Source organism: Burkholderia guangdongensis, assembly GCF_013403875.1.
Taxonomy (GTDB): Bacteria; Pseudomonadota; Gammaproteobacteria; order Burkholderiales; family Burkholderiaceae; genus Burkholderia; species Burkholderia guangdongensis.
In genome coordinates, this window is the sequence record NZ_JACBNX010000032.1 from 1 (window position 1) to 14465 (window position 14465).

At 67.8% G+C, this 14465-nt stretch carries 9 protein-coding genes; 3 read left to right on the plus strand and 6 right to left on the minus strand.

What is annotated here, in order from left to right; genetic code table 11:
- Nucleotides 1-103: 103 nt before the first annotated feature.
- Complete coding sequence (ltrA, locus tag HZI36_RS24695) at nt 104-1462, minus strand: group II intron reverse transcriptase/maturase (protein ID WP_179405299.1); 1359 nt, start codon at nt 1460-1462, stop codon at nt 104-106.
- Nucleotides 1463-2021: 559 nt separating this feature from the next.
- On the opposite strand from ltrA, the gene HZI36_RS24700 reads away from it, so the two are divergent.
- The 3 genes from HZI36_RS24700 (at nt 2022) to HZI36_RS24710 (ending at nt 6189) form a co-directional block, all read left to right on the plus strand.
- The gene (locus HZI36_RS24700) at nt 2022-3767 is read left to right on the plus strand and encodes a sensor histidine kinase (RefSeq protein ID WP_179405300.1); all 1746 of its coding nucleotides are present in this window, start codon (nt 2022-2024) and stop codon (nt 3765-3767) included.
- A gap of 147 nt (nt 3768-3914) precedes the next feature.
- A complete protein-coding gene (locus tag HZI36_RS24705) occupies nt 3915-4709 on the plus strand; it encodes a sulfite exporter TauE/SafE family protein (protein WP_179405301.1) in 795 nt (264 codons plus the stop codon).
- Between the two features lie 154 nt (nt 4710-4863).
- Nucleotides 4864-6189 carry an MFS transporter gene (locus HZI36_RS24710; protein WP_218884308.1) on the plus strand — a complete coding sequence of 442 codons (1326 nt, stop codon included), beginning with the start codon at nt 4864-4866 and terminating at the stop codon, nt 6187-6189.
- A 40-nt stretch (nt 6190-6229) separates the two neighbouring features.
- Here HZI36_RS24710 and HZI36_RS24715 read toward each other — a convergent pair whose 3' ends face one another.
- The 5 genes from HZI36_RS24715 to HZI36_RS24735 all read right to left on the minus strand — a co-directional run bounded on the left by HZI36_RS24715 (nt 6230) and on the right by HZI36_RS24735 (nt 14451).
- Complete coding sequence (locus HZI36_RS24715) at nt 6230-8896, minus strand: winged helix-turn-helix domain-containing protein (RefSeq protein ID WP_179405303.1); 2667 nt, start codon at nt 8894-8896, stop codon at nt 6230-6232.
- A 52-nt stretch (nt 8897-8948) separates the two neighbouring features.
- Entirely contained in the window at nt 8949-9245 is a 297-nt protein-coding gene (locus HZI36_RS24720) for a hypothetical protein (RefSeq protein WP_179405298.1), read from the minus strand.
- Between the two features lie 14 nt (nt 9246-9259).
- A complete protein-coding gene (locus HZI36_RS24725) occupies nt 9260-11284 on the minus strand; it encodes an acetoacetate--CoA ligase (protein ID WP_179405304.1) in 2025 nt (674 codons plus the stop codon).
- Between the two features lies 1 nt (nt 11285).
- Nucleotides 11286-12137 carry a M15 family metallopeptidase domain-containing protein gene (locus HZI36_RS24730; RefSeq protein WP_179405305.1) on the minus strand — a complete coding sequence of 284 codons (852 nt, stop codon included), beginning with the start codon at nt 12135-12137 and terminating at the stop codon, nt 11286-11288.
- A gap of 67 nt (nt 12138-12204) precedes the next feature.
- Nucleotides 12205-14451 (minus strand): hydantoinase B/oxoprolinase family protein, encoded by a 2247-nt coding sequence (locus HZI36_RS24735; RefSeq protein WP_179405306.1) that lies wholly within the window; start codon nt 14449-14451, stop codon nt 12205-12207.
- Nucleotides 14452-14465 lie beyond the last annotated feature (14 nt).

Consider the following 14465-nt stretch of genomic DNA (forward strand, 5'->3'; position numbering starts at 1 on the left):
ATCACGGCCGACTGGAGTCGTGCTGCTCATGATTGGAAGGCAGCGATGAACCAGTTCGCTATCCTCTATCAGGATCGATTCGTTCGCCCGTCCGTGTGATTATTCAACCCGCCTTGAACACGGAAATCCTGACACCCCCCTTCAGATGGTGGGAACCGGCATTCCACCAAGGCCCTCGGCCGTTCACGCTCGACTTCCATGCCCGCTCCGGGCGTAAGCCCAGGGCGATCATGTTGCGCGCTCGGGTTCGGGGGCGCTTCCACTGCCGCCAGATCAGGCAGCGCAGGCGCCTTCGCAACCATCCGTCCAGCCCTTCCAGCCGCTTGTGCTGCTGACTTAGCCGGAAGTAAATTGCCCAGCCTCGCAGGAGCGGGTTGAGCTTCTGGATCGTCCGCTCAAGAGACCCACTTCTTCCCTTCAGCGTCAGTTCCCGCACCCGGCTCATCAATCGCTTGATGCTTTCCGGTGCGACCCGGATATGCGCTTGCCCCAACCTTACCGCGACCCGGTATCCCAGGAACTTCCGCGTGCTCGGTCGGGCCACCGCACTCTTGGTCTCGTTCACGCGCAGCTTCAAGACCTTCTCGAGATAGGTCCTGGTGCTCGCCATGACGCGTTGTCCTGCTTGTTTGCTGCCAACGTAGATGTTGCAGTCGTCAGCGTACCGGCAGAATGCCAACCCTCGGCGCTCCAGTCTCCGATCCAGATCGCTCAGCAGTATGTTCGACAGTAGCGGGGACAGCGGGCCGCCCTGCGGCGTACCCTCTGCTCTCGCCTGCGTCACGCCGTCCGCCATCATCCCCGCTTCAAGGAAGCGGCGAATCAGCTTCAGCGTCACCCTGTCTTGCACATGCCGGGCGACCCGGCCCATCAGCACATCATGATTGACCCGATCGAAGAACTTCTCCAGATCGATGTCTACCACCCAATGCCGACCGCCCTGGACATGTGCTTGCGCCTGACGCACCGCGTCCAGCGCACTCTTGCCCGGTCGGAATCCGTAACTGCTCGCCGAGAACGTCGGCTCCAGGATCGGTTGCAATACTTGGTGCAGCGCTTGCTGAATCAGTCGGTCCACCACGGTCGGCACGCCAAGCGTCCTCACCCCGCCTTGCGGCTTCGGTATCTCCACCCGGCGTACCGCTCGCGGCAGGTACTTCCCTTCCAGCAGCGCTTGCTTCACACTCGGCCAGTGCATCTTCAGCCAGTCGCCAAGGCCTTCCACGCTCAGCCCGTCTACCCCGGCTGATCCCTTGTTCCTCAGCACCCGGCGATACGCCCGCCTCATGTTGCCGCGCTCCACGACGCGCTCCATCAGCGCGTCGCCCTCCGATTTCGTTCGCCCGCATGTCGCCGTGCCCGTTTCCGCACCCCGCACGCAGCCCTGTGGCTTCCGGCCACCCCTCGCGTGCTCGGCCGCTGTCTCCAGCGCTTCTGCATCCATAACAGGTTTCGAGATCATCCGTCCTACTCTCGGCATTCACTGTTCAGGCCTTCGGTCACGGTATTCTTCGGCTCGCCGCCTTCGCCTTGACCTACTATGCCTTCTGCTGACTTCTGCTTCCGCGTCCCGTCGCCTCTCGACGACGGTAGCTGGCCGTACCGCTCCAGCACAGAAACAGATCTCCCCGGGTATTGCGCACTCACCTTCACGCTTATGCCTGTCGGATCTACGTAGCAACGTCGGTGCAAGTTTCGGGCTTCGGTGATGTTGGGCACCTTACCCAGTCGCCACGCCTCATATCCGCTTCCTGTTCGTCAGGCCAGCGCTTTGCCATCCGGCTTCCTTCAGACTCCCAGTCACCCAGGAAACCCTTGCCTTCGGCTAACTCTTCCCCTTGCCGGGCGAGTAGAGGACTTTCACCTCCGAGTGAGTGCGCCCTGCCGGGCGCACCAAACGAAACGCCCGGCACGAAGCCGGGCGTTTTTGTATGTGGATAAAGGCGGCGGGCAGAACGTAGAATGGCGGGCAACGAACTCGAGAACCGGGGCCCGACCGGCTCGACACGGGGGAAAAAGTCATGAACCAGGTTACCGACCGGTCGTCGCTGTTCATGTCTACACTGGCGCCGGACGCTCGCCAGTACAAACGTGCGCTGACGATGGTGATGCTGTCGGCGGCGGTGTTCCTGGCGCTCGCACCGTTCGCGAAGCAGCAGCTCGCCGACGTGTGGGCGTTCATCCCCGTCTACCAGACGGCGATGATGATCAACGATCTCGTCACGGCCGGGCTGCTCCTCGGCCAGTTCGCGATCCTGCGTTCGACGGCGCTGCTGGTGCTGGCCGGCGGCTATCTGTTCGCCAGCACCATGGCCGCCGCGCACACGCTGAGCTTTCCCGGGCTGTTCTCCGCGACGGGGCTGCTCGGCGCGGGCCAGCAGAGCACGGCGTGGCTCTATATGTTCTGGCACGGCGGCTTCCCGCTGGCCGTCGGCGGCTATGCGCTGCTGAGCCGCGACGCGTCCGGCGCGCGGATGCGCGCCGGCGGGCCGGGCTGGCCCATTCTGATGTGCGTGGCCGGCGCACTGCTCGCCACCGTCGCACTGACGCTGCTGGCCACCGCCGGCGGCGCGATGCTGCCGGCGCTAATGACCGGCAACCGCATGTTGCCGTCCGTCACCGGCGTGGTGACGGCGGTCTGGTTGCTGAACCTCGCGGCGCTCGGGATCCTGTGGCGCCGCCGCCCCCGGTCGGTACTCGATCTCTGGATCACCGTCGTGCTGGTCGCATGGCTGTTCGACATCGCGCTGTCGTCGATCCTGAATCACGGGCGCTTCGACGTCGGCTTCTATGCCGGCCGGATCTACGGCCTGCTCGCGTCGAGCATCGTGCTGTTCACGCTGCTGCTCGAGAACGGCAAGCTGTACGCGCGAACCGTGCGCGCGCTGGACGGCGAACGGCTCGAGCACCGGCTCGTCGTCGAGCGAACGGCCGAGCTGAACGACGCGAAGCGACTGCTCGAGCAACGCGTGGCCGCCCGCACCGCGCAATTGAGCGCGTCGTACGACGAGCTGCTGCGCGAAATCCGCGAGCGCCAGCGCACGCAACGGGCGCTCGAGGCTTCCCGCGAGGAGTTGCGCGAAATGTCCGCGCTCGGCGCATCCGCGCGCGAGGAGGAGCGGCGCCGCATCGCGCGCGAGCTGCACGACGAACTCGCGCAGTCGCTCGCGAAGCTGGCGCTCGATCTCCAATGGCTGACGGAGCGCGTGCCGCAGGACGATGCCGGCATCGCGCTGAAAATCGCGTCGATGCTGCGGCTCGTCACCCGCACCGTGGCATCCATTCGCCGCATCGCGGCCGACCTGCGGCCGCTGATGCTCGACGACCTCGGATTCGTCGCGGCCACCCAATGGCTCGCGCAGGATCTCGAGCATCGCTGCGGCATCGCGTGCACGCTTCGCTTCGAGCCGCCGGACGTCGATTTTCGCGAGCCGTATGCGACGTCGGTGTTCCGGATCATCCAGGAAGCGCTCGCGAACGTCGCCCGTCATGCGCATGCGGGGCACGTCGAGATCGACCTGACCTGCGACGACGCTCGGATCGCGCTCAGGGTCCGCGACGACGGCATCGGGTTCGATCCGAACGGCCCGCGCAACGCAACGTCGTTCGGCATCGTGGGATTGCGCGAGCGCGCATACCTGGTGAACGGCACGATGACGATCGTGTCGGCGCCGGGCAGCGGAACGACGATCGAAGTCGATATCCCGCTGGATCGTCAGGCCGCCGCGCCGGCATGGGTCGCCGCACGGCGGACGGACGTCGCCTGAGCGGGACCGCGCGTGCGCTATCATGCATGCCGGCGATGCCGGCCGCCGCCTCGACGCCTCGACACATCACGCGCCGGCGCCGCTGCCCACGCCACCGCCGCCGATTCGCGACGACACGCGCCGCCAACCACCCGCCGATATCCACCGATGCTCGACCTCCATCTCTCCTCCGGTCTCCTGTACCCGCATCTGCAAGCACTCGGCGCACTCGAACTACTCGGCGTGGTCGTCGCGCTGATGCTCGGCGGCATGGTGAAAGGCATCACCGGAATCGGCGTGCCGCTCGTCGCAATGCCGATCCTCACGCATTTCCTGCCGGTCAAGCTCGCGGTGCTGCTGCTGTCGATGCCGATCATCATCGGCAACATTCCGCAGGCGCTCGAAGGCGGCGAGATGCTGCGCACGGTCAGGCAGATCGCGGCGCCGCTCGTCGGCACGGTGATCGGCAACGTGATCGGGGTCTCGGTGCTCGTCGCGCTCGAACCGCATCACGCGCAGGCCGCGTCGGGCATCGCGCTGATCGTCGCGGCCGTGCTGCTGCTCGCGGCGCCGAAGCTGACGCTCGCGCCGGCGCTCGTGCAGCCGGTCGGCTTCGCGCTCGGCTTCGGCGCCGCGCTGATGGAGAGCATCGCGTCCGTGCCGGGCCCGCTGCTCGCGATGTACCTGATCGCGTCCGGCGCGACGGGCCGCACGTTCACGAAGCGGATCGCGATCATCCTCGTCGTGTCGGTCGTCACGTTGATCACGACGTTCAGCCACGGCGCGCACGCGAACGGCGCCGACCTCGCGATCTCCGCCGCCGCGAGCCTGCCGGCGATCGCCGGCATGCTGCTCGTGCGCCCGCTGCGCGACAGCCTGCGGCCGGTCGTGTTCCGCGGCGTCGTGCTGGCGTTCGTGCTGGCCGCCGCCGCGCAGATGATCTGGAAGTCGGGCGTGCTGTGACCGCACCCTCCAGCATGCACTAGAGTATGGGGTACGACACCGGCCACGGCGTCGCCCTTTCAATCTGTAATGAGGTGCCCAGATGTCCATCGAAAAATCGGCGGAGATCGCCGCCCGATTCGACCGTCTACCGCCGTCGCGCACCCTCTGGACGATGGTGATCCTGATCTCGCTCGGCGGGGTGTTCGAGTTCTACGACCTGTTCTTCACCGGCTACGTGGCGCCCGGCATGATCCATTCGGGGCTCTTCACGCCTGAGTCGCTCGGCTTTTTCTCGGCGCTCGGGCCGCTGAAGGTCGCCGGTTTCGGCACCTTCGTGTTCGCGACGTTCGCCGGGCTGTGGGTCGGCGCGCTCGTGTTCGGCCAGGTCGCGGACCGCTACGGGCGACGCATGATCTTCACGTGGTCCCTGCTCTGGTACATGGTGTGCACGATCATCATGGCGTTCCAGACGACCGGCCTCGGGCTGAACCTCTGGCGTTTCATCGCCGGCATCGGCATCGGCGTCGAGCTGGTGACGATCGATACGTACATCTCCGAGCTGATTCCGAGCGGCGAGCGCGGCCGCGCGTACGCGGTCAACCAGTTCATCACGTTCAGCGTGGTGCCGGTGGTCGCGTTCCTCGCATACATCCTGAAGGACACGCGGCCGTTCGGGCTCGACTACTGGCGCGTCGTGATCCTGATCGGCTCGGTCGGCGCGATCGTCGTGTGGTTCCTGCGGCGCCATATCCCGGAGAGCCCGCGCTGGCTCGCGCGCAACGGGTACGTCGACGAGGCCGAGCGGATCGTGGCCGACATCGAGCGGCGGATCACGGCCGAAAAAGGAACCACGCTGCCCGCACCGCGCGCGGTGCCGCTCGAGAAGGCCGGCCAGGGCTCGCTCGGCGAGGTGCTGCGGCCACCTTACCTGAAGCGCACGGTCATCATGTCGATCTTCAACATGGCGCAAGTGATCGGCTTCTACGGGTTCGCCGCGTGGGTGCCGACGCTGCTGATCAACCGCGGCGTGCACGTGACGGCCAGCCTCGGCTACGCGTTCGTGATCGCGATCGCCAATCCGTTCGGACCGCTGATCGGCACGTGGTTCGCCGACAAGCTCGAGCGCAAGACGCAGATCATCGGCGGGCTGCTGATCATGGGCATCGTGATCGTGCTGTTCTCGCAGGCGTCGCAGCCGTGGCTGCTGATCGTGCTCGGCGTGCTGTTCACGCTGGCGTCGAACGTGATGTCCTACGCGTACCACGGCTATCAGGCCGAGCTGTATCCGACGCGCATCCGGGCGCGCGCGGTCGGCTTCGTCTATTCGTGGAGCCGGATCGCCGCCGCGTTCGCGGGTCTCGCGAGCGGGATTCTGCTGCATGGTTACGGCGTGCCCGGCGTGGCGGTGTTCATCGGCGTGTCGATGCTGGTCGGCATCGTGATGATCCTGCTCGGGCCGGCAACCCGCGGGCTCGCGCTCGAGAAGATCAGTCAGTGACGGTCGGGGCGCCGCAATCGGCCGGGCGTGGCGGCGCGCGTCACCGCATGTCCGGCTTCGCCTTCAGCATCGCCTGCGCGCGATTCCTGACGTCCAGCTTCACGTAGAGATTCTTCAGATGAAACTTCACGGTGTTTTCAGAAAGGAACAGCTTTTCCGAGATCTCGCGATTCGACGCGCCGCTGCACAGTAGCCGCAGGATTTCATGCTCGCGCTGCGACAGCGTGCCGAACCACGCCGCTTGCCGAACGCCCGGCGCGGGCACGGCGCGATCCGCCGCCGCATCGGGCACCTGATCGAGCAGCGCGACCAGTTCCGCGCCTTCGTCGAGCAGCGCGCGATGGCAGCCGCCCGCGCGCGCCGTTTCGCACGCGCGGGCAAGCGTGCGCAACGCCAGCCGCGTCTGCCCTTGCCGATGCTGGACCAGCGCGTGCAGCACGTCCAGCTTCACCGACAACAGCGGCCGAACCGGCATGATGCTCGATGCCGCCTTCAGCAGCTCGGCGGCCCGATCGAGCCGGCGCTGATGCAACGCGAGCCGGATGCGCCCGAGCAACGGCCCGCTCAGCATCTCCGTGACCGGAATCCAGGCCGGGTCCGTCGGCGCCGCGTCGCCCGACACCTGCGGCAGCAACGCGTCGACGCGCGCCGGATCGCCGCTGCGCCCCGCCAGATACAGGCGCTCCCACGCGATCATCTCGCGCACGCCCGACCACCGGCTCTGGAAGCTCAGGCGCTCGAGCGTGTCGAGCGTGTCGCGCGCCTGGATCATGCGCCCGCGCGCCGCGTGAACGCGCGCGATCGACACCATCGACAGCGCGATGAACTCCGGCACCGCCGCGAGCGCGATGTCTTCCTCGAACTGCGCGGCGAGCCGTTCGGCGGTGTCGAGCTCGTCGGCCTCGTAGCACGCCCAGATGCGCGACGCGGCCAGCGCCGCGGCCGCCATGCCACGGTTCACGTAGGGCCGGGCCGCGTCCGCCCGCGCGCCCGGCGTCGCGCGCGGCGCTTCGGTCGCGAGCCGCGGCTGCGCGCTCATCACCTGCAGAATGCATCGCAGCGCGAGCGTATATCCCTGGCTGAACGCCGCCTGCGCGTAGTCGTTGTGGCTGTTCGCGAGCACGAGCAGATGATGGATCGCCTCCTCGTGCCACTCGGCCATCGCGCTGAACGTCAGCAGATTGGCGGCCGCGCCGAGCTCGAACGCCTCGAAGATGTCGCGCGCCGGCTGATGCAGCGCCGGCACGTTAGCGAGGCGCGCGGCGCCGCGCAAGTCGTTGTTGAACAGCGTCGCCATCGCGAGCACGACATCCGCGCTGTGCGCGTCGCGATCGTCGCCGGGCGCGCGCGTGTCGTCGAGATGCGACAGCAGCGGATGCGTCGGCACACCGCGGCGCAGAAACACGAGCGCCCACGCGATCTTCACCGCGAGGCTGCGGCAAGCGAGCACGTCGTGCAGCGGCAGCCGATCGAACCAGTACGCGACGGTCACGAGCTCCGCGCCCGCGACGAGCCGCGACGCCCAGTCGTCGAGCGTGCTGATCGCGAGCGGGTATTCGCGCGCCTCGACCGCATGAAACATCGCCTCTTCCGGCACGCCGTGACGCACGTACCAGTGCGCGGCACGCCGATGCACGTCGAGCACGCGGTCCTGGCCGTCGAGGCCGAACCGCTCGGACAGGAATCGCGCGAACAGGCTGTGATACCGATACCAGCCCGGGCTGCCGTCGAGCGCCTCGAGAAAGAGGCCGCCCTGCTCGAGCTCCCGCAGCAGCGCATCCGCGTGCTCGACGCCCGTCACGTCCTCGCAGAGCGATCCATTCAGGCGCCGTAACTGCGACGTCTTCAGCAGAAACGTCTGCACGTCGGGCCGCTGCAGCGACAGCGTGTTTTCCGACAGATAGCGGACGAGCTCGAGCGGCGCGCAATCGCGCGTCTCGTCGAGCGTGCGCCGGATGTCGGGGCGCGCGAGCGCGAGCTTGAACAGCTGCAGGCCGGCGGGCCAGCCCTCGGTGCGCTCCCGGACGAACGACGCCGTCTGCGCGTCGATCGTGTCGTCGTCGGTATCGATCAGGAAAGCCGACGATTCGTCCGATGAGAAGCGCAGGTCCTCCATCCGCAGCACGAGCGCCTCCTCGGCGACGAGCAGCGTGCTGACGCCGACGTCCGGCAGATTGCGCGAGCCGATGTAGACGCGGCATCGCCCCGGCAACGCGCGCAGCAGATCGCGGAAGAAACGCAGGATCGCGCTCTCGTGAATCCACTGGAAATCGTCGATGCAGATGCCGATCGGCCCCGGAATCCGCGCGATCTGGCCGAGCACCCAGTCGAGCATGTTGTCGGTCGTCACGCGCGACTGCTCGGCCGCGGTCGCGCCCGCTTGCGCGACCAGGTCCGCGACGAGCGCGATGAAATACGTTTCGAAGCGACGCGGATCGTTGTCGTTCTCGTCGAGCGTCAGCCACGCCATCGTCCACGGCTTCGCGCGGCCGACGTCCATGATCTGCTGCAGCAGCGTGGACTTGCCGCTGCCGAGCGGTGCCTGCAGGATCACGACGCGCGGCACGCCGATCCGCGTCACGCGCTCGAGCAGCGCAGCGCGCACGATCGCGCCGCGGCGCGCGGCCGGCGGAAAGAACTTGTGCTCGCGCAGGTCCACGCCGTAACGACGCGCGCTGCGCCCGGTCGGGGTCGGGGAGACGGTCACGGTCGTCCGGGTGAGGGTAGGTGGATCATCGTGCCTCAACCGCGAGCGGGCTTCAAGCGCCGCCGGGCACGTCCCGCGCCGCGTTCGATTCGGGCAGCGGCGCCAGCGGCGGCAGCGGCGGCGTCCATCCGCCCACGCGCGAGAACGCGGAGAATGCCGCCAACGGGTTGCAGCAGAACGGCCGCAGGCACGCGGAATCGTGCGGTGCCGCCGGTCCGCCGTCGCGCGCGTCATCGGCCGCAGCTGCTGCGGTGGCTTCTGCGGCTGAGTCATCAGCTGCAGTTGCGGCTGTTGCGGCGGCCGCATGCATCGCGGCGTCATCGCCGGATGCCGCGATGGTTGCCGTCATCGCCGCCATCACCCTCATCGCGGCACCGTGCCCGCGAACGCGACGTACGCATCGAGCGCGGCCGGATTCGCCATCGCATCGCGGCTCGCCGCCTGCTCGACCGGCCGCCCCATCAGGATCTTGCGCACCGGCACCTCCATCTTCTTGCCCGTCAGCGTGTACGGGATCTGCTCCATCGCGACCATCACGTCCGGCACGTGGCGCGGGCTGCACAGCGTGCGCAGCCGTTCGGCGACGTGCGCGCGCAGCGCGTCGTCGAGCGTCGCGCCGTCGCGCAGGCGCAGGAACAGCGGCATGAAGAAGCGTCCGCCGGGCAGCTCGCAGCACACGACCAGGCTATCGGCGATCGCCTCGATCTCCTCGACGACCCGATAGATCTCCGCCGAGCCGATCCGCACGCCGTAGCGGTTCAGCGTCGAATCCGCGCGGCCATAGATGTAGCAGCCGCCGTGCGGCGTCAGCCGCATGAAGTCGCCGTGCCGCCACACGCCGGGGAAATGCTCGAAATACGACTCGCGATAACGCGCGCCGCCTTCGTCGTTCCAGAAGAAGATCGGCATCGACGGCGCGGGCTGCGTGACGACGAGCTCGCCCACCTCGTCGACGATACGCTCGCCCGCGTCGTTCCACACGTCGACCGCCATCCCGAGCATCCGCGCCTGAATCTCGCCCGCGTGGACGGGCAGCAACGGCACCGCGCCGACGAGCCCGCTGCACAGCTCGGTGCCGCCCGACTGCGACGTGACCCACAGATCGGCCTTCACGCAGCGATAGAACCACGCGAACGTCTCCGGCGTGCACGGCGCGCCGGACAGCAGCACGCTTCTCAGGCGTGACAGGTCGAACTGCCGGCCCGGCTCGATGCCGGCCTTCTCCATCATCTGCACGAAGGTCGGGCTGCCGCCGAAACAGGTCGCGCCCGCCTCGGCCGCGAGCTTCCACAGGCATTCAGGGCCGCCGTGCATCGGGCTGCCGTCGTACAGCACCGCCGACGCGCCGGTCAGCAGCGCCGCGACGAGCAGGTTCCACATCATCCAGCCGGTCGTGCTGTAGAAGAACATCACGTCGCCGGCGCGCAGGTCCATATGCAGATGCATCACCTTCAGATGCTCGACCAGCACGCCGGCGTGACTATGCACGATCGCCTTCGGCAGGCCGGTCGTGCCCGACGAGAACACGATCCACAGCGGATGATCAGCGCCGACGCGCTCGAAGCGGAACGCGTCGGCCGGCACGTCGGGGCCGGACAGCAGCGCGTCCCACGGCTGCACCGCGCACCGCAGCGACGACGTCTCGGCCGGCAGGCCGTCGGCAACGGCAATGTTCGGCAGCCAGACGAGCGTCTGCAGCGACGGCAGCGCCTGCGCGATCTCGACCACCTCGCGCGTGCGGTCGAACGTCTTGCCGCCGAACGTGTAGCCGTCGGCCGCGATCAGCACCTTCGGCGCGATCTGCTGGAAGCGGTCGACGACCGTGCGCACGCCGAAGTCGATCGCCGCCGACGACCACACCGCGCCGATGCTCGTCGCCGCGAGCATCGCGACCGCGCACTCGGGCACGTTCGGCAGGTACGCGACGACGCGGTCGCCCGGCTGCACGCCGAGCTCGCGCAGGCGCGTCGCGAAGCGCCGCACCTGGCTCGCGAGTTCGGCGAGCGACAGCGTGCGCAGCGCGCGCGTCTCGCTCGCGTGATGAAACGCCGGCTGCTTCACATCCACACCCACATCCGCACCCGCCTGCGCGGCTCGGCGCAGCACGTGTTCCGCGTAGTTCACGCGCGCGTCCGGAAACCACCGCGTGGCCGGCATCGGCGCGCCGTCGGTCACGCGCCGCGCCGAGCCGTCGTGCCGCACGTCGCACCAGTCCCAGATCGACGTCCAGAACGCGTCCGGCTCACGCACGGACCAGCGCCACAGCGCATCGTAATCCGCGAATGGCAGGCCGCGTTCGGCCGCGAGCCAGTCGAGGTAGCGCGCGAGATTGGAGCCGCGCGCGAACGTGTCGCCCGGCGTCCACAGCAGTTCGCCTTCGTTGACCATGTCAGTCGCCTTTTCTTTCACGTAACAGCGCGAGCCGCGCGAGAACCGTCTCCGGCCGCGCGCCCACGGGAATGTCCGCGACGTCGAACGTATCCGGCCGCGGCGCCGGCAGATCGTCACCTTGCCAGAAAGTCGCCGGCACGACGAGCCCCGTCGGTCCCCCGCCGCACGGCGACGGCGCGACGCTGAAGTCCGGGCCCGGCCCGTTCCCGCATTCGACCGCCGCCGGCCATCGCATCCCCCAGTCCCAGCCGTAGTGCCGCGCGACGTTCGCGACCGGCTGATAGAGATCGAGCCACAGCGCGGCTTCATCCGCATCCCACGCGCGCGATTCGTGCAGCAGCACCGCGTCGATGCCCGCCGTCGCGAACGTCCGCAGAAAATCCGCGATGGCGGATGCCGCCGCATCGGCCGCATCCTCGTCGACGTCGATCTCGGGCGAGCCGCCGGCGAGCGCGAGCGCCTGCGCGGCCCAGTCGCGCGGCGACGGCAGCACGAGCGTGAAGATCGCATCAGGCAGTGCGGCACGCAACGCGGTCGCGAGCGCGGCCGAAAGTTCGCGCACCGGCGCGCTCGCGACGCACACCTTCAGCGGCAGATGCGCGCGCTTCGTCTTCTCGGCCATCTCGCCCCTGAGGGCCGGGTCGAGCGCAAGCCAGGCCATCGCGACGTCGGCGAGCGGCAGCGTGAGCACGTCCGACCCCAGCAGGCCGTGCGCCTGACGCGCCCACGCGACACACGCGGCGATGTTCCGCCACGGCGGGTTGCCGCCGGCGAGCAGCGGCGCGCTGTAGCCGTCGTGATTCAGCCACAGCAGCCGGCGCGCGCGGTTCGTTTCGATCAATCGGGACATGTCGCCTCCCAGTTCAGCTTCCAATGCAGTGCGACAGCGGTCGCGCGGGCGAGGCCGCCGAGGCCGCTCATGCCTGCGCGTCCTTCGCGGCCAGACGCGCCTCCAGCTCCGCGATCCGAACGTCCTTCGGATCGAGCATGAACGCGCCCTGGATCTGATCGGCCGGCATCTTCACGCGCTGGCCCATCGTCGTCGCGTAGATTTCGGCCGTGTCGTTCCAGCTGCCGAAGTACGGCAGCGTCGCCGGCGGCTCGGGCGTCACCCACTCGCGGCAGAACGCGTCGAACGGCTTGCCGCGCGCGATGCGCGCGAGCCGCTCGGCCGCGCGTGCGTCGGCCGTCGCGTCGACGTCCACGACGAGCGTGTCCTCGTCGTAGACGACCTTGTAGATATCGCGCGCGTTCTCGTGCGACATCAGCTCCTCCCTCAGATCCTTCATCACGAGCTCGGGATCGCGTTCGAGCACGTCGCCGTAGCCGCCGCCCGAACCCTGGCAGATCATGTAGATCTCGCCTTCGTTGCAGATCTCGAACGTCATCCCCATGTCGTGGCTGCTGTACTGCGCGCCGGGGATCGGCCGCGTGTTCATCAGATCGACGATGTCGAACACGTCGACGGCCTTCGGGTTCTCCGCGAGCACGTTGAAGATGTTGATGCCCTTGATTTTCATCAGCTGATAGCTCGGGCACGAATACCCGCCGAACAGCCCCTGCGCGGAAGGAAACTTCGAGCCCTCGCAGCCGGTCATGAAGCCCCACAGGCCCGAGCCGCGCGCGGTCGCGATCTGCTCGTAGCCCATCCCGCCGCGATACTTGCCCCAGCCGATCCGGTCCTTCGCGAGCCGCTGCGCGCCGAGGCGGATGATCGGCGTGTCCTCTTCCGCGATCTCGTGCTCGCCGGTGTCGCACATGAAGCCGAACACCGGCGAGATCGAATGCTCGCCGTCCGCGTGGCTGCGCGCGCCCTGCCCGTTGCCGTTGATGTCCGCGCAGAAGTTGCCGGTCACGTCGCCGTGCTGCGTGAGCCCGCCGTAGATGAACGTCGCCGCCTGGTCATACTGCGACGCGATCACCGCCGAGTAGCGATGCGGCAGGCTGTAGCTCAGCTTGTTCATCGGAATCGTCCACACGACGCAGCCCTTGAACAGCGGCATCAGACTCATCGCCTGCGGCATCTCGCCCTCGGCGTCGAGGATCGAGTTGCGATCGGTGATGACCTCGATCGGCGACAGCACCGCCATCGTGTGCGGCAGGTCCGGCCAGATGTTCTGCAGCAGGCCCGTGCACAGCGCGGCCTTGAACGACGCGATGTTCGTGTTGACCGAGCGGTTCAGGAACTGCGGCGCCGACCCGCGAAAATCCATCACCATCCGGTCGCCCTTCACGGTGATCGCGCACGAGATCTTCTGCAGCGCGTTCTCGCGCAGGCTGGAATCCATGAACTGCAGCACGCGCGTCGTGCCGTCGGGCAACTCGCGGATGCGGCGGCGCATTTCGCCTTCGACGTCCTCGAGGTGCGTGCGCAGCGTGCCGATCAGCGCGTCGCGGCCGTACTGGTCGAGAATCGCGATGATCCGCTCGCGCAGGCGCAGCACCGCATGCAGCTTGACCTTCATGTCCTCCAGTTGCAGGCGCGGATCGCGCACCGAGTTCTGCAGGAACGTGACGAGATCGCGCTTCAGCTCGAAGTTCTCGACGATCTTGAACGGCGGCATCTTGATGCCTTCGTCGTACTTGCTCTCCGCCTTCGCGGGCAGTCCGCCCGGCTCGGTCGAGCCGTTCTCGCCCTCGTGGATCGTCGACGACAGCCAGCAGACGAGCTCGCCCTTGTAGTAGAGCGGCATCATCATCGACTGGTCGGTGTTGTGAATGCCGCCGTAGCGCGCGTCGTTGTGGATGAAGCCGTCGCCGTCCCGCACGCCGACCGTCGGATCGTTCGTCCAGTTCTTGATGATGAAGCGGATCGGATAGAAGCAGCACGCGGCGAACGCGATGATGCCGTGCGGTGCGATCATCGACAGGTCGCCCTGCGCGGTGTAGATCGCGGTCACGAGGTCGCCCCACTTCGCGCCCGGCGCCGCGCCCATCTGGTTCACCATCGTGAACGCCTCGGACAGCGCCGAATTGATCAGCCCGCGCACGTGGTGAACCTGGTGCGGGTCCATCCCGCGCTCGAGCACCTCGTGCTCCGCGCTCGAGCGCGGCAGGATGCTGTGGTTACGCATGATCTCGGGATCGGGCCCGAGGAACAGCGTGTTGTCGGCGATGAACTTGTCGAGCAGCGCCCGGTCTTCCGCGGTGATGTCGTTTTGCATGTCGAACTCCTTGC